The organism is Candidatus Sphingomonas colombiensis (assembly GCA_029202845.1).
Lineage (GTDB): Bacteria > Pseudomonadota > Alphaproteobacteria > Sphingomonadales > Sphingomonadaceae > Sphingomonas > Sphingomonas colombiensis.
In genome coordinates this window covers 131,861-157,999 of the sequence record CP119315.1, presented here as the reverse complement: position 1 = coordinate 157,999, position 26,139 = coordinate 131,861, and the positions used below count along the sequence as shown (strand labels likewise).

Here is a 26,139-nt window from a genome sequence, read left to right as displayed (position 1 = left end):
TTCATCCTTTGTTGAGAGTGGTTTTCAGATCCAGTTCGGCGATCATCGTTTCGCGGATCAGATATTTTTGGACTTTCCCTGTTACCGTGGTGGGAAAGGCATCGACGAAACGAACGTAGCGCGGCACCTTGTAGTGCGCGATGCGTCCACGGCAGAAGGCGCGGATTTCCTCTTCGCTGCCAGTGGCGCCGGCGCGCAGGCGAATCCACGCGCACAATTCTTCACCCATCCGCACGTCGGGTACGCCAACTACCGTCACATCTTCCACCGTCGGATGGCTGTAGAGAAACTCTTCGATCTCGCGCGGATAGACATTCTCGCCGCCACGGATCACCATATCCTTGAGCCGGCCAACGACCGTGCCGTAACCATCCTCGTCGATCACCGCGAGATCGCCGGAATGCATCCAGCCCTCGGTATCGATCACCGCCGTGCTTTTATCCGGCTCGTCCCAGTAGCCGAGCATCACCGAATAGCCGCGCGTGCACAATTCACCCGGCGTGCCCACCGGCAGCACTGCGCCGTCTTCGCCGACGACCTTGCACTGTAGATGCGGTTGAACCCGCCCGATCGATCCGACGCGCCGCGCGACGGGATCGTCCACCGCAGTCTGAAAGCTGACCGGGCTGGTCTCGGTCATGCCGTAAGCGATGGTGACCTCTGGCATGTGCAGCCGCTCGATCACCGCGCGCATCAGCGGTTCGGGGCATACCGCGCCCGCCATGATCCCGGTGCGTAGCGAGCTTATGTTGAACCGCTCAAACTCAGGCTGAGCGAGCATCGCGATGAACATAGTGGGCACGCCATAGAGCGCGGTGCACCGCTCGCGCTCTATGGCGGCGAGCGTTGCGCCAGGATCGAAGCCGGCGGCGGGATAAACCATCGCCGCGCCATGGGTAATGCAGGCGAGATTGCCCATCACCATGCCGAAACAGTGATAGAGCGGCACCGGGATGCACACGCGGTCGCCGGGCCTGAGGCGCTCGGCAAGGCCTACGAAATATCCGTTGTTGAGGATGTTGCGATGGCTGAGCGTCGCGCCCTTGGGCTGGCCCGTGGTTCCGCTGGTGAACTGGATGTTGATCGCATCGGTCGCGACGAGCGTGGGGGCGATCGCGCGGAGCCGTTCACGATCCGCCTCGGCGGCATGGGCCGCTACCATCTCGAACGGAATCCAGTCGAGGTGGGGCGCCGCGCCAACGCAGATGATCTTTCGCAACGCCGGCAGATCGGGAGCGATTTCGCTGATCATCGCGGCATAGTCGCTGGTCTTGAAGCGATCGGCGAATACCAGCGCGACAAGCCCCGCCTTGCTCATGGCGAACGCGGCCTCGGAAGCGCGATAGGCCGGGTTGATTGTCACCAGGATCAGCCCGGCGCGCGCGGCGGCGAACTGGGTGACGGTCCATTCGACGCAATTGGGCGCCCAGATACCTATACGATCCCCCGGCTCCAGCCCGAGCGCGAGCAGGCCGGCTGCGAAACGATCCGCCTGTTCCAGCAACTCCGTGAAGGTCCAGCGGATATCTTGTTCGACGGAAACTAGCGCCTCGCGCTCCCCCCAGCGCGCGGCGGCATGCTCCAGCGCGACACCGATGGTATGTTCGATCAGCGGCGGCGTATCGGCGCCACTGACGATGCTCATGGGGATGCTCATCGCTCACCTTCGGGCGCGACGCAGGTGAAGTTGGCCGCCTCGTCTGTGGAGCCCTTGCCCGTCCAGCGCGCGACTTTGGGATAAGCGCAGAGCGGACGGGTGCGAATCGCCTTTGCTGTGAAGCCAAGATAGCCGAACAAATCGTTGTCGAACTTGGTGGCGATCATCGTTTCGGGGGCGGGGCCGCCCCGACGCCATGCGTCTAGCGTGCCCAATGCGTCGAACACGTTGGGGCCGGGGCCGGCCATGCAGTGCGACATGCCAGGCACCATGAACAGACGCACGGAACTTTTCGCGGCGGCGGGTAGGCGTTTCGAGACCGCGTGATAATAGTCGACAGTGTTCTCGGGCGCGATCGCGGCGTCGTTCCAGCCGTGATAGAGGATCAGCTTGCCGCCACGTTTCAGGAACGGCCCGATATCCGGATTTTCGCTGTCCAGCATCGGGGCAAGACGGCGGCTAGCCGCATAGTCGCGCGCGAAATTGAACGAGGCCGGCTGCCACTCGGCGTTCGAATAGATCATGTAGCGATAGAATTCGGTTGCCAGAACGCCGTGCTGCGCCTTTGCGCCCGTGAGCCAAACATCCCACGCGCCGGACACCGCTTCCGCGCCGGGCATATAGCCGGGGAAAAACTTCCGTCCCTTTTCGTCGAACGTCCCGCGATAGAGCGCGCGTGCCGTTGTTACCTGATCCGCCGTGAGGCACGACGGGCCGTCATCCGCCTTGCACTGCAGGACGCTGGGATCGAAGCCACAGGCGCGGGGATCGTCCAACACGCCATCCTTAACCCCATCTTTCGCATCGCATTGCTTGAGTGCTGCGTCCTGGAGCAGCTTGAGCTTGTCGCCCGGGATCGCGGATTCCGGCCGAGCAAAGACCGCGCGCTGATCGGTCATGAAGGCAGCCATCATCCGCGTCCAGGCATTCGCCGGCGCGCCCGCGATGATCGCGTCATAATCTTCGGGGTAGCGCTGCGCCTCCATCAGCGCTTCGCGACCGCCATCGGAGCAGCCTTGAAAATAGGCGGCCTTTGGCGCGGTACGATAATAAGCGGCGATCACCGCCCGGGCGACACCGGCTGCGAGATGGTTGGCGCGGTGGCCGAAATCGGCGATCCGCTCGGGCTGGTGCAGCGCCCAACTGGCGTCAGTGTCGGCGCTGCCGACATGGCCCATGTCGGTGCCGACGGTGGCATAGCCCTTCGCAAGCGCGCCCTGCATGGTGAACTGCGGGAGCAGCATGCTGCCACCATAACCGCCGTTGCCGGCGCCCAGCAGCTTGCCGTTCCAGACATTGGCGACGGGCAACCATACCTCCACCTTGATCGATGAGCGCGGCGTCGGCGTGAGGACGGCATGGATGCGGCAGAACGCCACTCGCGAGGGCAGACCGGGCACGCCATCCTTGGTTTTGACGAACTCGCCGCGAGAGACCTCCTCCGCCGCGACAACCTTGCCGCCCGCGAGCGCGAGGCCGGTCAGCGCGGTACAACTGCCCCCGTTCATCGGATCGGCGAATGCGGTGGCGACCACAGACGCCGGATTGCTGCTGGATGTAAGCAAGATGGCGGCGAGCGTACCAAGCGCGCCGAAATGACTAATCCCGTTCATTTCTTGAGCAATCCTTTGGCTTCGAGCCATGTGCGCGCCGTTTCCGGCCATACATCCGACGTCTTGCCGCTCTTCGCTATGCCGAAGCCGTGGCCGCCGTTCTGGAACGTCACCAGAGTCGCCTCCGCGCCGGCGGCCTTCCACGCATCGACCAATCGCGCGGCTTCGGGGGCAACGATTGGATCGTCCTTGGCGACCATGGCGATCATCGGCGGCGCCTTTGTGGGAACGACGAGGGGATCGCCGACCAGCCCCGGATACATCGCCACGACGAAATCGGGGCGGCTGGCTGGCTTCGCTCCCAAAACCGTCCACATCGTCACCGCGCCGCCAGCCGAAAATCCCATCATGCCGACACGATTGGGCTTCACTCCGAACTTTGCGGCATTCGCCCGCACGTAACGCACCGCTTCCTCGCCGTCGGCCGTGGCGAGCGGGCGCAGCGGCGTTATCGCCGCCGTCAGCGCCTTGCGGTTCAACAGGCGACCGAACAGGACCATGCCGAAATTTTCGCCGGTCGGGAGTAGCCGGTAACGCAGCACGAAGGCCGTGATGCCCATGCTGTTGAGCCATTTCGCGACGCCATCGCCCTCATTCTCGATCGACAGCATGTGGAAACCGCCGCCGGGCGCGATGATCACCGCGGTGCCGTTGGCGATCTTCGGATCAGGCGCGAACACCGTCAACGACGGATCGGAAACGTTCCGTGTGATGCGGCCATAGGGCTTTTTGTCGGCGGTGATTTCCGCCTGCATCTGCCCCATCGAGCCGGGCGCGCCGTTCGGCCACAGGCGGATCATCTGCTGTGCATCGGCTGCCGCGCTGCCGGCGCACAGCGCGAGCATCGCCAATGCCGGGGCCAGAATTCGCATCTCTCGCTTCCTCATTTCTTCTTGGCCGCGTCGCGCGCGGCGGCGATCGCCTTGATTTCCGGGGCGTCGGCGGGAGCCGCATCAGTCTTGTGGCCTACCCGAAGCATCATCGGCGCGTTGGGCGTAAAGCGCGGCCAAGCGGGCCGGCCTTTGGCGTTCGGATCACCGGTCTTCGCGAATGCCGTCCAATAGTCCGCGACGAGCTTGGCTGCCGCCATATCCGTGGGCGTCGGCTTGCCGTAAGCAGCCGCGAGATTGTCGAAATGGAACGGTACGTCGGTGGCATGCGACGCTCCGGTCAGCGCCGCGCGCTTCTCCTCCACAACATAGCCGAAGCGATAGAGCCACGTTGGCGCACCTGCCGCCGCCTCACGGGTGGCGAGGGAGAAGGCCGGCTCGGTGAAGGTCAGGTCGCTTGCAACGTGGCGCTCATAGGCTTCAGCCGAGCCATAAGCGGCGCGCACTTTATCGGCTGAGGGGCCGAGCACGGCGGTTGCCTTGTCGGCGAACGCCTTGAGAAAGGAGGCGGGGATGAAGCCCAGTTCGTCACTGTTCGATCCGACGATGTAGCGGATACCGCGCGCCGCACCGGCGGCGAGCAACGTGTCGGTGTCACCGGTGACGATCCGACCGTCGGTGATCGGCCCGGAATAATGCGCCTCGTCACCATTGAGCAGATTGATACCGCCCTGCACCTTATCGGCGGGCAGCGCGCGCAGCGCGGCGAGATCGTCTGGTGCAACACGCTCTCTGGTCGCGAAGGCCACGCCTTTTGCCTCGCTCGACGCGAGATCGGGCCAGCTCTCGCGCCCGCCGCCCGATGCGGCGATCGCTTTTACGAACAATCCCTTAGCGGCCGGGGAGACCATCAACCGACTCACCGATTCCCCGCCTGCGGATTCGCCGAAGACGGTAACATTGGCGGGATTGCCGCCGAATGCAGCGATGTTGCGCTTCACCCATTTGAGCGCGGCGATCTGGTCCATCAGCCCCCAGTTGCCGGTGGGGCCACCCGCTGCCTCGCGGGTGAGCGCGGGATTGGCGAAGAAGCCGAAACGGCCGAGACGGTAGTTGAGGGTGACGACCACCACACCGCGTTTCGCCAGCCGCGCCCCGTCGAGAATCGCCGCGCTGCCGGACCCGGTCGAGAATCCGCCGCCGTGGATATAGACCATCACCGCCAACTTCGCGCCCACGCGCGGTTGTGGCGTCCAGATGTTGAGGAACAGGCAATCCTCGCTCATCGGCTGGTCGCTGTTGGCTACATCGCCGGGGAGGCGCGACTGAAAGCAATCATTGCCATAGCGCGTGGCGTCGCGCGGGCCGGTCCATGAGGAGAAAGGGGTGGGGGCACGCCAGCGCAGCGCGCCGGTTGGAGCGGCTGCGTAAGGAACGCCCTTGAAGCTGGCGATGCCCGATGCGGAGGAACCGCGCAGTGCGCCGCTATCGATGTGAACGACCGGGCCTTCATCCGCCGGCGCTGCGGCGGCGAGCAGTAGGGAAAGGGCGAGCAGGTGAGTCTTCATTGGTGTCCCTCGGTGACGAAGGTGAAAGTGCCGGGGCCGGTGGTGTAAACGGTCGCGGCATTGGTCTCGCGGAGCATCGTCGCGCCGAGGGGAGACTGCTTGATCCTGCCGAAGCGCGTCGGCACCCAGACTTCGCCTGACCCATTCAGCGGAATAGTGGCGGTGAGGTGGAGGCGGCTGTTCTCGATCCGCCATTCCGACCGCGCCTCGCCCTGCGGCGTTGCCATCGTTGCCGCTGCGGAGGCTAGGCCGAGCGGGATTTCCGGGCGGATAACTACGGTGCGATAGCCTGGCGCACCAGGGCGCAGGCCGGCGAGGCGCTGGCGCATCCAGTCCGCGATCGAGGCGAAATAATGGTGGTCAAGCGAGCGGGAGTTCAGGCTCCAGGTCTCCAGCATCGTCTGGTAGCCGTTCTTCAGCCAATAGCCCCAGCTCGGCTGGTCCGTGCGCGACGCGATGCGATAGGCGAGGTCAGCATGGCCATAGTCGCTGAGAATCTCCAGCAGATATCGTGTGCCGTACACGCCGGCGCGCAAGCCACGTGCATCGACATCGGCGGCGATCGTGTCGGCGACCTTCTGCTCCATTCCGACCGGCGTCATGCCGAAGGCGAGTGGCAGGACATTCTGTGACTGCATGGGCGGCTTCGCCGTGCCCTTGGCGTCGAGCGTCCGATACCAGCCATTCGCGGCATCCCAGTAACGCGCATTATAGGCGCGGCGGATATCGGCGGCGAGCGCGGCGTAGCGATCCGCATCCGCCTTGTTGCCGATCACAGCGGATGACTTCGCCAGCAGATCGGCCTCATGGAAGAAATAGGCGACGGTGATCGCGTCGATCCCGCCATTGTTGGTCGCAAAGATATCGAGCGGGCCGGGAGCGCTCCATTCGCTGAGGCCAGTGCTGTGGCGATATTCAGGCGCCTTGAAGACGGTGGCGGTGTAATTAACCAGCCGCTTCTGCATCTCATGCATCCGCGCGAGGATGCGCGTGTCGCCATGGGTTTGGTAGAGTTCCCACGGCAGGATCATCGCCGCTACATCCCACGGTGTCGATGGCCCCCAGACGAAAGACCAGCCCGGTGTGCCCTCATAGCCGTAGAAGGGTGTCGTCGGCACGATCTCAGGCAATTCGCCGCTCGCCGCCTGCGCGTCGGGGAAATCGGTGAGCCACTTGGTCCAGACGCGGGTGATATCAAGGCTGCGCGCCGCCACCCCGGCCGATGCCTGCGCGTCGCCGGTCCAGCCGTTCTTCTCATAGGTCGGCGTGTCGGTCTGATAGCCGTGCATGTTATTGAGGATGGTGCGGATCGCGGCCTGATCGATTTCGTTCAGCAGTTGGTTGGCGCTGGTGAAGCTGCCGACCCGCTTGACGGCGGAATGCGCGATTTTGCCGGTCAGCGTCGCCAGCGTCGGCGTGCCCGAAAAGCCGCGCAGTTCGACATAGCGGAAGCCGCGATAGCCAAAGCTCGGCTCCCAATGCTCGCGGCCATGGCCCGCGAGCGTGTAGCGATCGGTTTGCAGCTGCGCGTCGATCAGGCCGGAGGCGGGGACGACCATGCCGTCACCGCCAATGCGCTCGCTCGCGACGAGTGAGATGGTGGTGCCGCGCGGGCCGGTGACGTCGAGCGCTGTCCAGCCCGCGACGATGCGCCCGAAATCATAAACCCAGACGCCGGGCTTCACTTCCTTGATCGAAACGGCACGGATTTCCTCTACCGGCGCGATCGGCTCGACATTGGCGGCCTGAAGCACACCTGTGGGGCCCTCGACCAATCGTGCCGCGACCCAGTTTTTGCCCGCGAAGCCCGGTGTGTCCCAGTGGAGGGGCAGTAGCCGCGCGTCATAACGCTCGCCGCGATGGACGGAATCGTTGCGCGTCGGCCCGGAGATCGTTCGCCAGCTACCTGCGGTGGCGACGGTCTGGCGCGACCCGTCCGCGAAGGTCACGTCCAACTGCGCCTTGAGCGCCGGCTCACCGTGCCACGGGGCCTGGTTGAAATACCATTCGTTGGGATCGGTGAGGCCGTACCAGCCGCGCCCCAGCTCCGCGCCGAGCACATTGCGCCCCGCGCGGACGCGATCGGTAACGTCATAGGTCTGGTAAAGGACGCGCTTGTTGTAAGCTGTGAAGCCGCTTGCCATCGCGCTCGCGCCGACCGTGTCGCCGTTAAGATGGAGCCGGGGCCAACCTGCGCCTGCGACATAAAGCCGCGCCGCCATCACCTTCTTCGCGGGCAGCGTGAAATCCCTGCGGACGAGCGGGGCGGGGGATTCGATCGGCAGGACGATGTCCACGCCGGGCACGCCCGCCGCTACGGCCAGCCCGTCGGCCTCTACGGTGCCACCGACGAACGGGTTATCATTGACCGCGAAGCGCGTGGCAAAAGCGGGGCTGCCTGCGCCGGTCACGTTGACTGCATGAATCGTCGCGGCTGCGGCGTCGGGCGCGGAGAAGCCGATCGTTCCGTGAGTCTGGGCGGAATCGGTAATCTGGTCAATCTGCTTACCGTCGATCATAGTAGCGATGCTATCGCCGCGCGCGGAGATGGTGATCCGGTGACGAACGCCCTTCAATCTGATGCCTGTCAGCGGCACGCGTTTGAGATCGGTTACCTTCACGGCCGAACTGCTGCCGCCCGGATAATGGCGGACCCGCGCAATCAGAACCGGGCCGCTCGCCTCATCGGCGAGTGTCCAGATATAAGCCTCGCCATAGGTTTTACCGGCTGGGCGGGCGCGGAATAGGAGATCGATCGACGCGCCTTTGAGCGTGAAATCACTCTCGAAGCGGACGTCGCTCCAGTCATGGTCACGGCGGGCAGGGCCGGCGATCCACTGCCCGGCCCAGTCGGCAGGGCTGAGCAAGCCCATCTCCCACCACCCGGGCCGGCTCCAGCCGCTTTCGCGTCCATCCGCGTCCCAGGTCTTCACCTGCCACCAATAGCGTGTGCGCGCGGCGAGCGGCGAGCCGGCGTAGGGGATTTGCGCATTCTCGATGGACGCGACTTTGCCGCTGTCCCACACGAGCCGTTCCGCCTCCAGCGCTCGCTCGCTGGTCGCGACACGAATACGATAAGCAACCTGCCGTTTCGCCGCCGAATGCCATGCGAGGCGCGGGGCCGGCTCGTCGATACCAAGTGCCGCGTCGGTATACTCAACCGAGAGGTCCGAGGGGGCCGGATCGGCCTCCTCGGCGGTGGCGGCGACTGCCACAAGAGCCGTCGCACCGATCGTCAGGGCCGACCACGGAAATGACACCGGCTTGTTTCCCTCACCTTAGAATTTGGTTCGGATGCCGAACGTTACCAGCCTACCGAGCGTGCTGCCGTTGGTATAGGCGGCGGCGGTATTCAGCCACGGCGGGTCCTGATTGAACACATTGTCGATGTTCAGCGTCAGCATCGCATTTTTCACGAAACCATGCTCGCCAAGATCATAGCCGAGGAACAGATCCACCGTCTTGAAAGCATCGACCCGCGACTGCTTTACGAGGCCGAGGATCGGATAGCCGCCCCTGTAGTTGAGTGAGGCTGATCCGACGAAGCCGCCTGCCTTGCCGCCAAGCGTGGCGACGAAGGCGGTGCGGCCTACACCGTTCTTGAGGTCGTCGCTGAACGCCCCACCGACGACCGCCTGGGATTTGCGGTGTAGCGTATAAGTGCCCGCGATGCTGGCGTTGATCGCGCCAAAGCCGGTCTTGCGGAAATAGGACAGGTTGAAGTCCAGCCCGTCAGTATTGACCGCGCCCAGATTGTTGCGGCGCGCATCGATCACGACATAGGGGCCTTGGGCGCCCAGATAGAGGCTGTCGATGCTCGGCGCGCCAACTACGGCCAGATTGCCCGCCAGCGCCTTGGCCTGCGCCAGTGTGGGATTCAGGATATAATAGCCGGTGTAATTGGAATTGGTGAACAGCGTGGGGGAGAGGAATGGCACCAGGCCGATCGCGTCCTTGAACTTCACATTATAGTAGGTGAGGTTCAGCGCCAGACCAGGGATCGTCGCCGGCGTCCAGTCGAAGCCGGCCGACCAGGTATTGGCGCGTTCTGGCTTCAGCTTCGGATTACCGCCCGCCAGCACGATCGTCGAGCGCAGTGGGTCGAGTGGGCTGGCGCCCGGCGCGAGGAAGGGGCTGAACGGCAGCACGGTCGCGCGCGAATCCGAGGTGCTGGTGGTGTCTGCGAGGCTCGGCGCATTGAATGAGGTACCGTAATTGCCCCGGATCGTCAGGTCATTGATCGGTTTGTAGTTGATGCCGACCTTCGGATTGGTGGTGCCACCCTGATCGCTGTAATCGTCATACCGGATCGACCCGGAAAGTTGCAGCCCGCGCAGGCCCGGGCTGCCATTTTCCGCGCCGATCAGCGGGATCATCAATTCCCCGAAGGCTGAACGCACGTCGCGCGAGGCGCGCGAGGTCTTGGCATTGGTATAGGAACCCACCGGCCCCTGCGCGATCCGCGAGGCGATGTTTGCGTAATAATATTCCGCGCCGACCGCGAGACGGACCGCCCCGCCGGGCAAGCGGGCGAGCGAGCCATCCAGGATCACGCGGCCATCGGCCATCTCCTGCGTGGCATCGCCGTAATTCTCGTAATTGCGGATGGCGGCGAGCGCGGCCGGACTACTGGCCGAGAGGTTATAGGGGTTGAGCCACACACCGGGGATCGCGCCGGCCAGCGCTAGCGCCGCCGTGGTAGTGTCGAGCGCGCCTTCACGTACCAAATTGGTGCTGCGGCCGAAATTGCTCTCCGCGCGGAGCTGCCATTTGTCGTTGAGCGCGAAGGAGAAGCCCGGCGTGACACCATAGGATTCGAAACGCTGGCGGCTCGTCAGGCTGTTGCCGAAAATGTCCGCGAACGAAAAAGACGTATTCTGCTGCAATTCGCCCGTGATCGAGCGGAAGAAGGGGTTAAACGCGGTGATCGTGCCCGACATCATTCCCTGTGCCTCGCGGAACGTGGTGTCGCGCCGCGACCAATATGCGGTCATGGAGAAATTGACGCTGTCGTTGAGCCGCTGCGTGAACGATCCGAAAACCGAATTGCGCTGCTCACGCGGGAATAGATCAGCATAGGCATTCTGGTCACATTTGTTGACCGTACCAGCGACGAGGCCCGGGATGGCATAGTTGACGGTGCCGACCTGAATATTGCCCGGCGCGCAGGTGGTGACGCGGAAATCGCCACCGCCGTTCGATCGGCGATCGGCGGACGCATAACCGCGATCGATCCCGAGGATGTCGTTATGCCAAACATAGGCATAAGAAAGGTATAGCGAGCCGCTACCCCAATCCTTGCCGACAGTGAGATTGCCATCGACCGTGTTGTAATTATCCGCGAAGCCGTAGCGCAGGTTGGCGGCAACACCGTCGAAGCGCTTGCGGGTGATGAAGTTGACTACACCGCCGATCGCGTCGGAGCCATAAACGGCCGACCCGCCATCCGGCACTACCTCTACGCGCTCCAGCACGTCGGGGGGGATGATGGACGGGTCGATCGTAGTCTGCAGGATACCCGCGCCCACGCCGCGTTGCCCGTTGAGTAGCACCAGCGTCGTATTGCCGCCAGATGCGCCGAGGTTACGGATATTCGGCCGCACGATCGGCAGACCGAACTGACCCAAACCAACCGGAACGGTGCCAAAATTGCCGACCTGCGGGATCTTGGCGAGAAGATCGTTGGAGGAGTTGACGCCGCGCGTGATGATCGTGTCGCGATTGATATCTAGCACATTGGTGCCGGTGGGGGCGACGCCGCGCAGCAAAGTGCCCGTGACTATGATGTCAGCCTGATTCTCAAAGGGAGCATTTGTGTCGGGTTGTGTGTTAATCGCTGGCAGGTCAGCCTGCGCGTGCGCCGCGCCAGCGGTGGCGAGCATCGTTGCGATGGCCAGCGTCGATAGCCCGCCCCGCTTCGCGGCTCGGCATTCGCGCGTTTGCTTGATCTCACCCTTCATATTTCCTCCCCAATGGCCCTTCGGACTCTCATTTCCCGCGTGGTCGTCACTCGCCACGGATGGAATCACTCATTCGAAGATCTTCCACAATCGTTCAATCTCGATCTTTTTCGATCATGTCAATGATCAAAATTGATGGGCTTCGATGTTTGAGGGAGCCATAAATATGGTCAAAAGCGTTTTGAAGCGGGTCAGTAGTCTTGGAAAAACGCGCGCCATTTTCGATCAGGCTGAACTGCGCCGGGTTTGCCGGAGGCTCTAACTCCTGAGAAGGTGGAGCCTTTATGAGCAAGGCGACGAACAAATTTGGGCCCGAGGTCCGCGAGCGTGCGGTGCGGATGGTGCTGGATCACGAAGCTGATCATCCGTCCCGCTGGGCAGCTATTGTTTTTATTTCAGAGAAGATTGGCTGCGTTCCGCAGATGCAATTTGAGTGGGTGAAGAAGGCCGAGGTGAACAGCGGCAAGCGCGCTGGGGACCGACCGAAGTTGCCGACTGGGCAGGTTTCGTCTACGTCGCCCTCGTCATCGACACCTACGCTAGGCGGATCGTCGGCTGGCGAGCCAGTAGGACGGCGCGTACTAGCTTCGTCCTCGACACCCTCGAACAGGCGCTGCATGATCGCCGGCGCGCCCATCGGGGCGGCCTCATCCATCATAGCGACCGTGGGTCACAATACGTGTCCATCAAGTACACCGAGCGCCTCGCCGAAGCCGGTATCGAGCCATCGCTCGGACAGTTACGACAACGCTTTAGCCGAGACCATCAACGGCCTCTACAAGGCCGAGGTGATCCACAGGCGTGGGCCGTGGCGTAGCTTCCCGTCGAATACGCCACGTTCGAATCGTTCGACCGGTAACGTCCAAATTCCTTTCACGAACTCGCGGGAGGGGGGGCGCAGAACAGCTCGTTCCGGTGCGCCGTCATCAGGAAAAGGAGGAGAATGCCTCTTCGATAAAACAGGGTTTCTTTGATCAGCGCCTGGAATAGCCAGTCGAGTTCCCGCTCATTGAGGAAACGCGTGTTCGCCTTGGGGCCGGTTGAGAACCAGGTTGCGATGAGTGTGGGGGGCGGGGTGCTCCATCCGTTCGATGCCGACCATTCGCCCCTCGCGGCCGCAACACCATTTGAGAAAGCAGGCGAGTTCGCCGGCCATTTTGTCGGCGCGGCCTTTCGAGGCGTTCGCCTTGTCGTACACCGCGTTCCAGCATTCGTTCTCTGTGGGGCGATAGAGGTTCGTGTTGCCGAGTCGCGGACCGATATCGCGGTTGTAGATGGATTGTTTGTCGGCAATTGTTCGCGGCTTCACGGTTCGCCGCTCGCTGCGGATCACCGCTGCAATATACAGGTCGTGGGCAATCTGAACGGTCGTGGCGGATCTGGCGTTTTCAGTGCGTTCTAGGGGGGCGGGTTCTCGCCCCATTCGATCGCCACATCCAGGTCCATGGCCCATTTTCGCGCATCCGCGAGCGGATGGGCCGGAAAAAACCCCGAGCGATGCGTTCACAATTTCGTCACTGCGCGCGCCGCGCCGGCGGAACAGCCAAACCTTGCGCCCGCTGGCTTTGGCTTCGATTTTCAGACCGGGCGTTCGCGAATCTCGCAGAGATCCGCGCGTCAAACGGTCTGTCGCCGCCGGCGTCAGATCAGAAACGGACATCTCAACCTCGTCGTCACGAGGCAGTGCAATCAGTTCACAGTCGCTGTCCAGCCGGGGCCAATTCGGTCGAATTGACGCCAGCTATCGGCATGCGGACGGTAACGGAATTTGCCCTGACTCACCCCTCAAAGCCGTTAAGAAAACGGCGGAAATACGGGGTTTTTGTCGGTCCATGGAATGGTAGCGGAGGAGGGACTTGAACCCCCGACACGCGGATTATGATTCCGTGGACCAACCGAAACCCAGCGGCTAACTGATGGAAAACCATCAGAAATTATCATTATTGCTATGGCGGGAAAAATCAAGTTCACAAATTTGTCACAAAGCGTGCGCTCAGCGCGGACGAGACGGCTCAAAGATCGTCCGGTGCTTTGTTGAATGAGCATCACTACAGGCGTTTCATTAGTGATGCGTTTGATAAGCTTGCAGCGCGAGCAGTATTGCCGCTTATTGCAGGCGAATGACTTCGTTTGGAAATGTTCCTGTGGTTGAGCTGCTAATTGGTGAAAAGCGACGCAAGGTCGCGCGCTGCATTGATAACGCGCAGCACCGTAACGATGCTGCCATCCACCATATAAGCGACCAGAAGGCGGCGCTCAAACGCCAGCGTTCTGATGCCGGTAATCAGGTCATCGCGAGGCGTACCGCGATCGGGAAATTGCGACAGTGATGCAATGCGTTCTTCAATCCGATCAAGGTATCCACTTGCCGTCGCTGGATCGGTCTCATCGCTCACCCAGCGGTGCAACTCTATCAGGTCCTCGATTGCCAGCGGCGAAAGCTGCACCGCATAGATCATGCGGCCGACTTGGCGGCCGCCGCGCGAACCTGAGCGAAAGCCTCCCTGAGCGGAACGGCGGGCCGGGAATCCGCCAACGCTTCCTCGACGCGTGCGCGAACCAATCCGTCAAGAACTGCTTCTTCGCGATCGAGTGCGCGTAGGCCTGCGCGCATGACCTCGCTCATCGACGCATACCGGCCTGACGACAGATAGCGCTCGGCGTGAGAGGCCATTTCACCCAAGGTAACAGAGATTGCCTTTCCGGCCATACGCGCCTCCATCGATATGATTTTATCATATAGCCGCCAGCCCGCAAGCGCCAGCGAGAGATTGGGCTGGCGATATCATCAGTTTTCGCGCGAAATAATCGAGCAACTACCGCCGATGTGCGGCTGATGATGGTCCGGCAGTGCTCAATCTTCTGCGCCGCTTGTCCGCCGTCAGCACCAATGGCACAGATTTGAGGTTGTGATTTAAGGAGGATTTGGGCTTCGTCGTAGTGACGAAGGAACGAAGATGAAGCCCAAATCCTCCTTAAAAAATCGCCGCCCAAGGCTCCCGCGGAGCGGGTGGTGAAGGACATCCGGCGTGCGACGCGTCGGCACTTCTCGGCCGAAGACAAGATCCGGATCGTGCTGGAAGGTCTGCGCGGGGAAGACAGCATTGCCGAGCTGAAACGATTACGCGATCAACTGGCTGATCTCGCGGGGCGCGACGCGCTTACCGGCCTTCATAATCGCCGGTCGCTCGAGCATCATCTGACCACCGAATATACCCGGCTCGGACGGTCGCAAGACTGGCTCTCGGTGATCATGGTCGACATCGATTTCTTCAAACAATTCAACGATACATATAGACATCAGGCAGGCGATCGCTGCATTGCCATGGTTGCCGCTGCGCTGACGCGTGCGGTGAAGCGGGTAAGTGATATCTCCGCGCGCTATGGCGGGGAGGAGTTCGCTTGTATTCTGCCCGGCTCGGATCCGATCGCCGCAGAAACCGTGGCGCAGGAAATCAAGCTGCAGGTGCAATCGCTCAACGTTCCACACGAGACGTCAGGCGTGAGCCCTTACGTGACGGTAAGCATTGGCGTGGCCAGTGCGAGGTACGATGCAGAAATTGATCTTGATCGTTGGATTGCGGAGGCGGATGGACAACTCTATCGTAGCAAGACCGCAGGGCGGGATCGTATCTGTTCTGCCGAATTCGCGTCGATCGACCTTGACCGGATTGCTGCATCTGCGCTGATGCGTCGTTGAATTGTTGTCGTATCGCTACGACATGGATGTAAAAGCGCCATCATCGAGCGTCGTCCATCAAGCCACGGTGTAATGATCGAGCGGGAAAGGCGTTATGGCGGCAGCACGCGGCAAAACCGGGCTGATTGTGGTGCTGCTTGCATTGGCTGCATCGACCAGCGGAGGCGTGTTTTTCTGGGGCCGCCAGACCATCGCAATGCCAGCTTGCGTGGCATTCGCTCAAACGCGAGGGCTGAAGGCGATCAACTATAAACCTGTCATCTTCCGTACGGGGAAACGCAGCCGCACCAGATTGAACAACATCGATGGCAGCTGTGTGCTGACCAATCGAGACGGCGTGCAGCGGACTCATGACCTGACACCCGAGCTCCATGGCTGGAAAAGACTCGCGGTCGTTAGCTTGCGCCATGACCTGATCTTCTGCGTGGCTTTGGTCGGATGGGGGCTGGTTATCGCAATGTGGCCCAGAGGAATAGGCAAGCGGAAGGCCGGCTGAGGGGGGCGCTCCAGAACAGCGTCTGGCGGCAGCCCAATCCCGATGTCCACCTTGGCTATCGCAAAGCCAAGCGTGTGGATAAGCGCCGATAACGAGAGCCCGCCTGAATTTTCACCAATTATCTGCGAGCATTGGAATTTATTAGAATTTTGAGGGGCCCCTGGAAGCCGATCACGATTCCGTTGCCGCGCGAATATCGAACAAAGAAAAGGCATTGCCTTAAATCAGCGGGGTCCCGTCTTTGGCGCGAATCCGCAATATACGTGTTTCCGTATATCATTCCAAAATGCGGTTTTCCGTATAAATTGAAAAAGTACGGAAAAACGTGTGAGGCGTATTGATGCTTTCCATCATTAGATCCTCTCGAAGCCTGGGAGCGGTGACGTGCTCCCCGTTTTCAGGCCGCTGATAAGTTAGCTTCGGTTTCCATATGCCCTGGGCAGGGGCGGTTGGTAAACTCGGCGGGTGCCAACCCGCCAAGGCTGCTGTGCGGACGCACGGTGTTGTAGTCCGTCCGCCATGCTTCGATGATCCCTCTCGCTGCAGCCAGCGATGGGAACAGGTGTTCGTTCAGGCACTCGTCGCGCAAGCGACAAGGGAACACGTCACCGCTCAACCCTCCTCCCGGCAGGCGGCCTCACCCGTTCGGTTACAACCTATCTTGAATCGCTTACGTTATCGGGGAAGCGGTATGAGTTTTACCCCGCGTGGCGCGGTTCGCGACATCAGACGCGGACGCGCCGGTAAGGGCTGTCAAAAGTGCTCGGCTGAATGGCAGCTCATGGTCGGGGGGCGGCCAGTCTCAAAGTCGCGGGGCAAAGCGTTGATGGAAGCGGACGGATTCCGAGTGTCATTGAGGCGGCGACAAAATTCAAATTGCGCATTCGTGTTTCCGGCCCTTCAGCCGAGGCGGCTACCCCGCAATTGTTTTCGCCGCCGTGGCGGCTTCGCGTGCCTGGCGCTGAGTGAGGGTGCGTTCGGCGCGATCGGCCATCTCAGTCCATGCCTTGGCGGCGCGCTCGCAACGCTCCCGGACATTTTCGAGCGCAGTAGCTTCGGCATTGGCCATTTCGATTTTGGCGCGCGCGCGAAAGAGAGTGGTATCGTTAGTCATACGTGAGTCCTAAAAACTTGACGCGAAAATGGGGACCAGAGTGGAGCTGTCCTGCGCCGTTGCTCCAGGGTCGTTTGGCCAAGTTTAGGTTTACGGCATTGGCATTGCCGCGATTTCTACCTCACTTGGCAAGTGACGCGCTGATCCTTGTCGACGGAAACCCAGACCAGGCTTGACCGCCAAAATATACCCGAATGCGTCTTGATTTTGGCGGTCGGTGGCGATGAATTCATAGCGCTTGCCAGCGATGAAGAACTTAACCGTGCCGATGATGGTGTGGACCATGGACGTTCCTTGATTCTTTTTGTGCCTGCCGAACCTCGTCGCGGTCGCCTGCCGAGATAGCGAGGAAAGAGGGGAGAAAGCGCCGAGATCATCGACATCGGCTATAGCCTCAACGATATAGGCCAGAACTAACGTTGCTCCTAATTTAGTTTCGATTGGGAAAGTGAGCTGCCCCCTTTCAGGTGGACCATCGAGTATGATGGAAATCACGAGGAAAGGGACGTTACATGCCGTCGAAGAAGCACAAGCCCGAGGAGATTATCGGGAAGCTGCGTGAGGTCGAGATCGTGTTGGGCCAGGGCGGGACGACCGCCGAGGGATGCCGGCGGATCGGGGTTACGGAGCAGACCTACTATAGGTGGCGCAAGGAATATGGCGGCCTGAAGACCGATCAGGCGCGGCGGATGAAGGATTTGGAGAAGGAGAACCAGCGGCTGCGGCGGGCGATTTCGGATCTGACGCTGGACAAGCTGATCCTGCAGGAAGCTGCACGGGGAAACTTCTGAGCCCCGCGCGGCGTCGGCGCTGCATCGATCAATTACGACGAGATCTGGCAGTCCGTGTGTCCGAGCGACGGATATGCCGGGTGCTGGGGCAGCATCGATCGACGCAGTGCAAGGTGCCGCGTGGGGCGGATGACGAACAGGCGCTTACGGAGGACATCATCGCATTGGCGAAGCAATATGGTCGCTATGGCTACCGGCGGGTGACGGCGTTGCTGTGCCATGCAGGATGGACCGTGAACCATAAACGGGTCGAGCGGATATGGCGTCGTGAGGGGCTGAAGGTTCCGCTGCGCCAGCCAAAGCGGGGACGCCTGTGGCTCAACGACGGATCGTGCATCCGTCTGCGGCCCGAATATCCAGGGCATGTATGGGCCTATGACTTTGTCGAAGGGCGCACGCATGACGGCCGCAAGTTCCGGATCCTGACCATCATCGACGAGGCCAGCAGGGAGTGCCTGGCGCTCATCGTGGCGCGTCAGCTCAAGCACGGGATGTTCTGGCGGCCTTGGCCGACCTGTTCATCTCGCGCGGCCCTCCGGCACATATACGATCCGATAATGGCAGCGAATTTATCGCGACCGCTGTCCAGAAATGGCTGGGTCAGATCGGCGTGAAGACGCTCTACATCACCCCGGGATCACCGTGGGAGAATGGATATAACGAAAGCTTCAACGGGTCGCTTCGCGACGAACTGCTCAATGGCGAGATATTCTACAGCCTCGCCGAGGCCAGGGGGCTGATCGAAGCCTGGCGGCGGCATTACAACACCGTCCGCCCGCATAGCAGCCTGGGTTATCGACCACCGGCCCCGGAAACAGCGACACCGCCATATCCGGCCTCCGGTTCCGCTTCGCTCCACCTCCGTCCGGATATGGCGGCGATGGGCTTAATCCACTAACAAACCAAGCGGCCCACTCGGTGGGGGCAGATCAAAAGGCCGTGAGGGAATTCCATGTCCTCCTTGTGGGTTGCCGCGATTTAGATGATCGTGATGTCGTTGCCGTTCCACACGGTGGTGATCGGCCATGGAAAAGCGGGCTCGCTGCGTTCGCCACCAAAAGGCCTATTCCGAGCAATGTAAGGTTTTCGACCCTTGAAATTTACGCACCTCCCGGGTCGCTTCTCCGCGGCGCTCAAGGACCAAAAATAAGCTGGCTAATAATATCGAATGCAGATCGACGTGCAGTCTGGACTATTTTTTCAATTGTCAGGCGCCAAACGAGCAACGTTTGATATCTTCACTGTGCGAATCATCGTCGGCTGTGAGGCTCGCTTATTGATTTTGCGGATGCTTGCAATCCGATCGCCATTCGTACCGCGCGGCTAAGGGCGGATTGGGTAAATGGTTTGCCGAGGCGATGTACTTCCGGCGCTAATTCGCTCGAATTTTCGCCATATCCGGTGGCGAGAATGATCGGAAGTGCGGCGCGGTGCGCGCGTGCGCGGGCAATAAGCTCGCTTCCCGTCATGCCAGGCATTATCTGATCTGTAACCAACAGGTCGATGTCAGGGTGCTGCTCTAACAATGCGAGCGCCTCATTCCCGGATATCGCTCCTAATACCTCATGACCGAGATCTTCCAATAGGGCGGTAGTGTTCATCAGAATAAGTGCGTCGTCATCGACCACTAGGATCGTGTGACGTGCAGATCCACGCACCGCATCCGGCTCGGTGTCAATCTGCGTTGACGGGGGCTGCGCATCCCCGACTGGGAGCCAGATGTGGGCGCGGGTACCAGTGCCGATTTCGCTCTCGAGCTCGAACGCGCCGCCAAGTTGATGGAGGTAGCCATGCACCATTGACAAGCCAAGGCCTGTGCCCTTGCCGACGCCTTTGGTCGTAAAGAAGGGCTCGCTCGCCCGGGCAAGCGTCGCGACATCCATGCCTTTCCCGCTGTCGGTTACGGTTAGTCGCACGTAATGACCCGCGGCAAGGTTGGCGACTTCTCGGCACGCCACATGACGGTCGGCGGCATCAATGGTGATCATTCCTCCGTCGGGCATCGCGTCGCGGGCGTTCACCGCAAGATTCAGCAGCGCCATTTCGAGCTGATTGACGTCGGCCCACACCATCGGAAGATCCGCACGAAAGCGCGTCTCGAGAACAAACGTCGGACCCAGCGAGCGCTGCAACAGCTCCATCATGCCCGCGACCAATGCAGGGATGCGCACCGCTTCCGTCGTCAATTCCTGACGACGGGCGAAGGCGAACATGCGTTGGGTCAGTGCTGCTCCGCGTTCCGCCGCCTTGACCGAATTATCGAGCAGCGCTGTCACTTGTGGATCGACTGGCACGCGTTTGCGGAGCAATTCCATGCCGGAGAGGATCGCAGCAAGCAAATTATTGAAATCATGTGCTATCCCGCCGGTCAACTGTCCAATTGCCTCCATCTTCTGCGATTGGAACAGCGCCTCGCGTGCGAGCTCCAGCTCGCGCTGTGCTGCGTCGCGTTCGGTTTCGTCGCGCGTGATCTTGGCAAAACCGATGAGTCGCCCGTCGTCGTCTTTAATCGCGTCGAGCACTACACTGGCGCGGAAGCGCGTGCCGTCCTTGCGTTGGCGCCAGCCCTCTGCGGCGAATCGCCCCTCATGACGCGCGGTTTCCAGCGCGCGCTCTGGCTCGCCCGCCACCCGGTCTTCGTCGGTATAGAAAGTGGAGAAATGCCGGCCAATGATTTCGCGCGGCGCATATCCCTTAATGCGTTTCGCGCCAGCGTTCCAGCTTGAGACCCGGCCCTGGGTATCGAGCATGAATATCGCATAATCGGTGACGCCCTGGACGAGCAGGCGGAATTGCGTCTGACTGCTCTCCAATGCGGTGGAACGTTCTTCGACGCGTTGTTCGAGAGTTTCGTTGAGTTCCCTTAGACGGTCGGCGGTAGCGCGGAGCTCAGCCTGGATCCGCGCACGCTCGACATGCGCCCAGCTTCGTTCGGTCACCTCGCGGATGGTTACCAGTTCGCTGGCCGACCATTGTCGCGGATGCTCGTCATGGATCGCCATTAATGCGATCAACCGCCCCTCCTTGACGAGCGGAATGCAGATCGTCGCGTCGATGCCGAGGCTCTCGAATGTCGTCGTTGCTTCCTGCGGCAACTCGCGTCGGTCATGGACGATAAATGGTTGTCCGGCATTGAGGCGTTCCACCGCGTCGGTGCCGAAAGCCGCGAGGCGATAATGTCCGACGATCGAGGCGCCCCCTTGACGCGCCCATTCGCCGCGGATCGTAAAACCATCACCATCCGCATCCATGTCAGCATAAGCGCAGATTGAAACGCCCAGTTCCTCGCCGATCATGCGGGTCGTGATCGCAAGAATCTCGCCCGCATCGGCGCTCAATGCGGTGCGCATACCTAGCGAGTCGAGGAGGCGCAGCGTCGTTTCGCTTTCGCGCAACGCTTCCGCAGCTGTCACCAGCGCAGTCGTCTCAACGACGATTGCCAATACGCCCGTTGGGATTCCCGCATCGTCGTAAATCGGAGAATAATCGAGGTCCATCCACACATCCTCGAACTCGCCGGTGCGATTGAGACGCAGCAGATGATTCTTATATGCGAGCGAACCTCCGGCGAGCCCGACCTTCATCACGTTGTCGTTGAAATCGGCGACTTCTGGCCAGCCTTCGCGGACCTTCGAGCCGAGGATACCGGGATGGTTGTCGCCAGCGAATACCGAATAGGCATCATTGTAAATCATGATGCCGTCCTCACCCCATAGCATCACCATCGGGACAGACGAATGGATCAAAAAGGCGACGATCGCGCGGAGCCCTTGCGACCAGGCTTCGATCGGTCCGAGACCTGTGCTGCACCAATCATGGTCGAGAATGCGTCGCCCCATCTCACCGTCGGTCTGAAGTAAGCCGACGTAACCGGCTCTCCCGGTCAAAACCACCGATCCCTCACTTCCGACATTTTGCTCCCCGACGCAGTTTGATCTTCGCCAATACGCAACAAAGGAAAAGTGGTTCCGCAGGCGTAATCACCCACACGTGGCAACGGATGATGACAAGATCGTTTGCATCCCAACCCGTTCCCGAACGTTACCGCTCGTGGCAAGGACAAAATCAGGGGAGCGAGATGCGATTGGTGGCAGTCCGCGCGCTTGGCTGGATCATTGCGATTCTTGGTGGTTTCTTCGCGACGGCGGGCGGCGTGCTCGTATCGCTGGGCGGATCGCCCTACTATCTCATCGCGGGAGTGGCACTGATCCTGAGCGGCGCGCTGATCGGGCGGGGCGATCCGCGCGGGCGCTCGCTTTATGTCTTGATATGGATCGGCACGTTGATCTGGGCGCTGTGGGAGGTCGGACCGGATGGCCTTCAGCTCATCCCCCGCCTTGTCGCGCCGAGTGTATTGCTGGTGGCCGTGTTGTTGACTGCGCGGGGCAAGGAAGGGGGCGGGGAGGGGCGACGCGCGCTCGCGACGGCCGCAGTGGTTATTGTCGCGGTCGTGATAGCGGTTCCGCTGCTGCGGAGTCATCGAGCGGCCGCGAAGGATGCGATGGCGCTATACCCGGCTGTAGCGCCGGGCGAGGACGTCACAAATGGTGACTGGACACATTATGGCGGCACGCTGGCGGGGCAGCGCTATTCCAGCCTCACACAAATCAATCCCGGGAATGTCGCCCGGTTGAAGCTTGCCTGGACCCAACGCACAGGTGATCTGCCCGACGCGGCCGAGGCGATAGAACACAAGCGCGAATATCATTCCGAAGCCACCCCGATCCATATCGGCGACACGCTTTATACCTGCACGCCGCATTCGATTGTCGAGGCGATCGATGCCACCACCGGCCAAACGAGATGGAGCTGGCGCGACACGACCGACCGGACTGGGAATTCCTATCTGGTCTGCCGAGGCGTTTCCTATTTCGAGGCGCCGGCGGGCACGCCCTGTCCGCGCCGCATCTTCGCCCCTACCTTTGATGCGCGACTGATGGCTCTGGATGCGGAGACCGGCCAGCCGTGCCAGACCTTCGGCAAGAATGGCGCGCTCGACCTCCGGCAGAATATGGGCGTCTCGCATCCGGCGGACCAGATCAGCACCTCGCCACCCGTCGTCGCAAATGGGCGGCTAATCATCGGCGAGCGGATCGTGGACAACGTCAATCGCGATATCCCCTCGGGCGTGGTGCGAGCTTATGATCCGGTCTCCGGCGATCCGATATGGGCGTGGGACGTCGGGCGGTCGCCGGACGCGATCGCGCCGCTACCGCCGGGCCAGGATTATACCCGCGGCACGCCGAACGTATGGGGCGCGATGACCGCTGACCCGGCCAGTGGCCTCGTCTATCTCGGTACCGGCAACGCCTCACCAGATTACTGGATCGGCTGGCGCCGGCCATTCGATGACCGTTTCGGCTCTGCGATCGTGGCGCTGGAAATCGCTACCGGTAAGCTGCGTTGGGTGCGTCAACTCGTTCACCGCGACATGTGGGACATGGATTTGCCAATCGGTCCGTCACTATTCGATTACCGCGCGCCCGACGGCCGTGTGATTCCGGCGTTGATCCAGACGACCAAGATGGGGCAGGTCTATTTTCTCAACCGGCTTGATGGCGCGCCGATCGCGCCGATCGAGGAGCGGTCGGCGCGACAGGACGGTGCGACGCCTGGTCTGAAGGTTTCGCCGACGCAACCATGGTCGATTGGGTTGCCCTCTTTCACGCCGCCTGCTCCGAGCGAACGCGCGACTTGGGGTGCGACACCGATCGACCAATTGCTGTGCCGTATCGACATCCGGCGAGCGCAGGGCGCAGGCATTTACCAGCCGGTCGGGCTGAAGCCGATCATCGGCCACCCAGCATTTGATGGCGTGACCGACTGGGGTGGGGCGGCGATCGATCCGGTGCGGCAGATGTTCGTCGTCAATACGATGGAGATGCCGTTCAAAATCTGGCTGATGCGTCGCGACGATCCGCGCGTCGGCCCGTTGATGAAGAAAAAGCAGGGAGGAGAGAATGCGCGGGAGGCATCGCTCCAGACGCAGTACAATACGCCTTATGTCGCGGTGGTTCAGGCGTGGATCGGCGTCTTCGGTGCCCCATGCAGCGCTCCGCCATGGGGCAAGCTGACCGCAGTGGACCTCAGTACGCGCAAGGTGAAATGGGACGAAATCTTAGGTACCGCGCGGGATACAGGGCTGTTCGGCACGCGGCTGGGCGTCCCGCTTAAGACCGGCGTGCCCAATCTCGGTGGCGCGATCATCACTGCGTCGGGCATCGCCTTTATCGGGGCGACGACCGATCAATATCTTCGAGCTTATGATCTCGCGAGTGGTGAGGTGCTGTGGAAGGCGCGCCTCCCAGCTGGAGCGCAGGCGACGCCGATGACCTATCTTGGACGCGATGGGCGCCAATATGTCGTCATCACAGCGGGTGGCCATGGCGCGCTTGGCACGCGCTATGGCGATTATACGATGGCTTTCGCGTTGCCATCTACTGCAAGCGGCAGCGGCGAGTGAAGGAAGCTCGAATCAGGCAACTTTTCCGTGGAGCGCCGAAGCGGCGTTCGCACCTGATGATCAGACATAAACGGTTCGCCGCGCTGGGTATGATCGAACATAATCGGGAGCATCTAGCTTATCCTGGAAGTGATGATTTAACCTCGGAGACAAGGCTTGAGCCTTTACTCGCCGACAAAAAGATCGCGCCCCCGCTCATAAGAGAAAAGTCCAGTGGACCTGACTGAAAGGCGCGATCTCCGCGGCGGCCGTCCGTGTTGGATCGCACCGGAAAATGCCGTCATTTCGACAGACGCGCTACCCGGCCACGAGGTCGATATAGCGATTATTGGTGCAGGCGTGATGGGTGCGATGCTGGGTGAACGCTTGGCGCGGAAGGGGAGGAGCGTTCTTCTGCTTGATCGCCGACCGCCGGCTCACGGCAGCACGGGGGCGTCGACCGCGCTTGTGATGTGGGGCGCTGATGTCCCGCTTAGCCATCTCGCACGTGATATCGGCTATAGCGAAGCGTCGCGGCGCTGGCGACGCATGTTCAAAGCAGTCAGTGAGCTCGCTATCCAGATCGAGGAGGGCGGTATCGATTGCGAGTGGGTTGAACGCCCGGAGCTTTATCTCGCTGGCACACTGCTCGATGCGGCCGGGCTGGAAACGGAAGCCAGGACGCGCCGCGCCGTGGGGCTGCCGAGCATGTTTTGGACTTGCTTCGAAAAAGTGGAGAGTTTTCCTGAGGTGAAAGGCGAACTCGATGACGAAGCAACGACGGTTTACAAAGGAATTCGAGGACGAGGCGGTCCGGCTGGTAGCGACCAGCGGGCGCACGCAGCGTGAGGTTGCGGAAGATTTGGGGGTCGGCCTGTCGACGCTGGTTCGGTGGATCGGCCGTCGTCGTGATTGGCTGACGGAGATGCCCGACCAGGCGCCGCAGGCAGATATGGCATCCGAGTTGAAGCGGCTCCGCCGGGAGAATGAGATCCTTCGGCAGGAGCGCGACATACTGAAGCGGGCGACCGCTTTTTTCGCCCGGGAGGGAAGTCGATGAGGTTTGCGCTCGTCGATCAGGCGAAGAAGGATTTCCCCGTACACCGCCTCTGCCAGGTGCTCGGCGTCAGCCAGAGCGGCTATTTCGCCTGGAAGGATCGTCCGGCCAGTCGGCGGCAACGTGATGACATGGTGATGCTGGCGCATGTCCGCTCGGCATTCGCGCTGTCGAACGGCACGTATGGCAGTCCGCGCATGACGCGCGAGTTGCAGGATGATGGCTTCGCCATCGGGCGACGGCGCACGGCGCGGCTGATGCGCGAGAACGGCCTGCGCGGTCGGCAGAAGCGTCGGTTCAAACGGACGACCGACAGCGAGCACAGCTGGCCGATCGCGCCGAACATCATCGACCAGGATTTTACGGCGACGACGCCCAACCAGAAATGGGGCGTGGACATCTCGTATGTCTGGACGCGGGAGGGATGGCTCTATCTGGCGGTGGTCATCGACCTCTTCTCCCGCCGCGTGATCGGCTGGGCCGTCGGCGACCGCCTGCATCGCGATCTGGCGCTGGCCGCGCTGCGCAAGGCCCTCGTTATGCGGCGTCCGCCCGAAGGGCTCATTCATCATTCGGACCGCGGCAGCCAATACTGCTCCGTGGACTACCAGACCGAGCTGCGCCGCCACGGCATCCGTATCTCCATGTCTGGAAAGGGAAATTGCTACGACAACGCGATGGTCGAGACGTTCTTCAAGACGATCAAATCCGAGCTCGTCTGGCGCACCGTCTTCTATACCCGTGACCAAGCCGCGCAGGCCATTGCCCGCTATATCGACGGCTTCTACAACCCGGTCCGGCGCCACTCCGCGCTCGACTACATCAGCCCCGCGCAGTTCGAACGAACCGCGTCACGCTGAGCAAATGCCTCTCCACTTAAGCGGGGCAAGTCCATATGTCGCGCTCGTTTT

Annotated in this window: 18 protein-coding genes and 4 pseudogenes; 8 read left to right on the top strand and 14 right to left on the bottom strand. The window is 61.4% G+C overall.

Translation table 11 applies throughout. The features are described 5' to 3' along the window. Position 1: 1 nt before the first annotated feature. The 7 genes from P0Y64_00765 to P0Y64_00735 form a co-directional block, all read right to left on the bottom strand. The gene (locus P0Y64_00765) at positions 2–1,645 is read right to left on the bottom strand and encodes an AMP-binding protein (GenBank protein WEK43412.1); all 1,644 of its coding nucleotides are present in this window, start codon (positions 1,643–1,645) and stop codon (positions 2–4) included. A gap of 8 nt (positions 1,646–1,653) precedes the next feature. Beyond that, on the bottom strand, positions 1,654–3,270 hold the full coding sequence (locus tag P0Y64_00760; GenBank protein WEK43411.1) for a tannase/feruloyl esterase family alpha/beta hydrolase: 1,617 nt from the start codon (positions 3,268–3,270) through the stop codon (positions 1,654–1,656). Beyond that, complete coding sequence (locus tag P0Y64_00755) at positions 3,267–4,142, bottom strand: alpha/beta hydrolase (protein WEK43410.1); 876 nt, start codon at positions 4,140–4,142, stop codon at positions 3,267–3,269. Before P0Y64_00755 ends, P0Y64_00760 begins: the two co-directional genes overlap by 4 nt. 11 nt (positions 4,143–4,153) lie before the next feature. Next, complete coding sequence (locus P0Y64_00750) at positions 4,154–5,668, bottom strand: carboxylesterase family protein (protein WEK43409.1); 1,515 nt, start codon at positions 5,666–5,668, stop codon at positions 4,154–4,156. Next, positions 5,665–8,928, bottom strand: coding sequence for a family 78 glycoside hydrolase catalytic domain (locus P0Y64_00745; GenBank protein ID WEK43408.1), 3,264 nt, complete (start codon positions 8,926–8,928; stop codon positions 5,665–5,667). The genes P0Y64_00750 and P0Y64_00745 overlap by 4 nt, the downstream gene beginning before the upstream one ends. An 18-nt stretch (positions 8,929–8,946) precedes the next feature. Then, positions 8,947–11,628 carry a TonB-dependent receptor gene (locus P0Y64_00740; GenBank protein ID WEK43407.1) on the bottom strand — a complete coding sequence of 894 codons (2,682 nt, stop codon included), beginning with the start codon at positions 11,626–11,628 and terminating at the stop codon, positions 8,947–8,949. Positions 11,629–11,722: 94 nt separating this feature from the next. Then, positions 11,723–11,932 (bottom strand): hypothetical protein, encoded by a 210-nt coding sequence (locus tag P0Y64_00735; GenBank protein WEK45123.1) that lies wholly within the window; start codon positions 11,930–11,932, stop codon positions 11,723–11,725. Between P0Y64_00735 and P0Y64_00730 the strand changes: the two are divergent. After that, positions 11,913–12,449 (top strand): annotated as a pseudogene (locus tag P0Y64_00730) (DDE-type integrase/transposase/recombinase). The gene P0Y64_00735 and the pseudogene P0Y64_00730 overlap by 20 nt on opposite strands. Before the next feature lie 185 nt (positions 12,450–12,634). Here P0Y64_00730 and P0Y64_00725 read toward each other — a convergent pair. The 3 genes from P0Y64_00725 to P0Y64_00715 form a co-directional block, all read right to left on the bottom strand. Further along, positions 12,635–13,288, bottom strand: coding sequence for a hypothetical protein (locus P0Y64_00725; GenBank protein ID WEK43406.1), 654 nt, complete (start codon positions 13,286–13,288; stop codon positions 12,635–12,637). A 496-nt stretch (positions 13,289–13,784) separates the two neighbouring features. Further along, positions 13,785–14,087 (bottom strand): type II toxin-antitoxin system RelE/ParE family toxin, encoded by a 303-nt coding sequence (locus tag P0Y64_00720; protein ID WEK43405.1) that lies wholly within the window; start codon positions 14,085–14,087, stop codon positions 13,785–13,787. Then, a complete protein-coding gene (locus tag P0Y64_00715; protein WEK43404.1) occupies positions 14,084–14,338 on the bottom strand; it encodes a type II toxin-antitoxin system ParD family antitoxin in 255 nt (84 codons plus the stop codon). Before P0Y64_00715 ends, P0Y64_00720 begins: the two co-directional genes overlap by 4 nt. Before the next feature lie 258 nt (positions 14,339–14,596). Between P0Y64_00715 and P0Y64_00710 the strand changes: the two are divergent. From P0Y64_00710 to P0Y64_00700, 3 genes and pseudogenes are all read left to right on the top strand, one after another. After that, positions 14,597–14,749: pseudogene (locus P0Y64_00710) on the top strand (IS3 family transposase). Next, the gene (locus tag P0Y64_00705) at positions 14,732–15,328 is read left to right on the top strand and encodes a GGDEF domain-containing protein (GenBank protein ID WEK44924.1); all 597 of its coding nucleotides are present in this window, start codon (positions 14,732–14,734) and stop codon (positions 15,326–15,328) included. Before P0Y64_00710 ends, P0Y64_00705 begins: the two are co-directional and overlap by 18 nt. A gap of 94 nt (positions 15,329–15,422) precedes the next feature. Further along, positions 15,423–15,824, top strand: coding sequence for a hypothetical protein (locus P0Y64_00700; GenBank protein WEK43403.1), 402 nt, complete (start codon positions 15,423–15,425; stop codon positions 15,822–15,824). A 397-nt stretch (positions 15,825–16,221) separates the two neighbouring features. On the opposite strand, the pseudogene P0Y64_00695 reads toward P0Y64_00700, so the two are convergent. The 3 genes and pseudogenes from P0Y64_00695 to P0Y64_00685 all read right to left on the bottom strand — a co-directional run bounded on the left by P0Y64_00695 (position 16,222) and on the right by P0Y64_00685 (position 17,223). Continuing rightward, a pseudogene (locus P0Y64_00695) lies at positions 16,222–16,416 on the bottom strand (transposase). Positions 16,417–16,737: 321 nt separating this feature from the next. Next, positions 16,738–16,938 carry a hypothetical protein gene (locus P0Y64_00690; protein ID WEK43402.1) on the bottom strand — a complete coding sequence of 67 codons (201 nt, stop codon included), beginning with the start codon at positions 16,936–16,938 and terminating at the stop codon, positions 16,738–16,740. 90 nt (positions 16,939–17,028) lie between these two features. Beyond that, entirely contained in the window at positions 17,029–17,223 is a 195-nt protein-coding gene (locus tag P0Y64_00685; protein WEK43401.1) for a hypothetical protein, read from the bottom strand. A 227-nt stretch (positions 17,224–17,450) separates the two neighbouring features. On the opposite strand from P0Y64_00685, the pseudogene P0Y64_00680 reads away from it, so the two are divergent. Beyond that, positions 17,451–18,627, top strand: a pseudogene (locus P0Y64_00680) (IS3 family transposase). A 352-nt stretch (positions 18,628–18,979) separates the two neighbouring features. Here P0Y64_00680 and P0Y64_00675 read toward each other — a convergent pair. Next, on the bottom strand, positions 18,980–21,622 hold the full coding sequence (locus tag P0Y64_00675; protein WEK43400.1) for a PAS domain S-box protein: 2,643 nt from the start codon (positions 21,620–21,622) through the stop codon (positions 18,980–18,982). 185 nt (positions 21,623–21,807) lie between these two features. Here P0Y64_00675 and P0Y64_00670 point away from each other — a divergent pair, with 185 nt between their 5' ends. The 3 genes from P0Y64_00670 to P0Y64_00660 all read left to right on the top strand — a co-directional run bounded on the left by P0Y64_00670 (position 21,808) and on the right by P0Y64_00660 (position 26,088). After that, entirely contained in the window at positions 21,808–24,192 is a 2,385-nt protein-coding gene (locus tag P0Y64_00670; GenBank protein WEK43399.1) for a membrane-bound PQQ-dependent dehydrogenase, glucose/quinate/shikimate family, read from the top strand. A gap of 213 nt (positions 24,193–24,405) precedes the next feature. Continuing rightward, positions 24,406–25,020: an FAD-dependent oxidoreductase gene (locus tag P0Y64_00665; protein WEK43398.1), complete on the top strand. Its 615-nt coding sequence runs from the start codon at positions 24,406–24,408 to the stop codon at positions 25,018–25,020. After that, positions 24,938–26,088 (top strand): IS3 family transposase gene (locus P0Y64_00660; GenBank protein WEK43397.1). Its coding sequence is split into 2 segments (ribosomal slippage): positions 24,938–25,213 and positions 25,216–26,088, totalling 1,149 coding nucleotides; the frame shifts between segments, so codons are not numbered across the junction. Before P0Y64_00665 ends, P0Y64_00660 begins: the two co-directional genes overlap by 83 nt. Positions 26,089–26,139: the final 51 nt, after the last annotated feature.

What these genes read in the sequence shown, in the direction of transcription:
- P0Y64_00700 (WEK43403.1), top strand. Translation starts at nt 15,423, where the DNA reads ATGGCGGCAGCACGCGGCAAAACCGGGCTGATTGTGGTGCTGCTTGCA.
- P0Y64_00685 (WEK43401.1), bottom strand. Translation starts at nt 17,223, where the DNA reads ATGGTCCACACCATCATCGGCACGGTTAAGTTCTTCATCGCTGGCAAG.
- P0Y64_00670 (WEK43399.1), top strand. Translation starts at nt 21,808, where the DNA reads ATGCGATTGGTGGCAGTCCGCGCGCTTGGCTGGATCATTGCGATTCTT.
- P0Y64_00755 (WEK43410.1), bottom strand. Translation starts at nt 4,142, where the DNA reads ATGCGAATTCTGGCCCCGGCATTGGCGATGCTCGCGCTGTGCGCCGGC.
- P0Y64_00690 (WEK43402.1), bottom strand. Translation starts at nt 16,938, where the DNA reads ATGACTAACGATACCACTCTCTTTCGCGCGCGCGCCAAAATCGAAATG.
- P0Y64_00720 (WEK43405.1), bottom strand. Translation starts at nt 14,087, where the DNA reads ATGATCTATGCGGTGCAGCTTTCGCCGCTGGCAATCGAGGACCTGATA.
- P0Y64_00750 (WEK43409.1), bottom strand. Translation starts at nt 5,668, where the DNA reads ATGAAGACTCACCTGCTCGCCCTTTCCCTACTGCTCGCCGCCGCAGCG.
- P0Y64_00765 (WEK43412.1), bottom strand. Translation starts at nt 1,645, where the DNA reads ATGAGCATCGTCAGTGGCGCCGATACGCCGCCGCTGATCGAACATACC.
- P0Y64_00760 (WEK43411.1), bottom strand. Translation starts at nt 3,270, where the DNA reads ATGAACGGGATTAGTCATTTCGGCGCGCTTGGTACGCTCGCCGCCATC.
- P0Y64_00740 (WEK43407.1), bottom strand. Translation starts at nt 11,628, where the DNA reads ATGAAGGGTGAGATCAAGCAAACGCGCGAATGCCGAGCCGCGAAGCGG.
- P0Y64_00725 (WEK43406.1), bottom strand. Translation starts at nt 13,288, where the DNA reads ATGTCCGTTTCTGATCTGACGCCGGCGGCGACAGACCGTTTGACGCGC.
- P0Y64_00715 (WEK43404.1), bottom strand. Translation starts at nt 14,338, where the DNA reads ATGGCCGGAAAGGCAATCTCTGTTACCTTGGGTGAAATGGCCTCTCAC.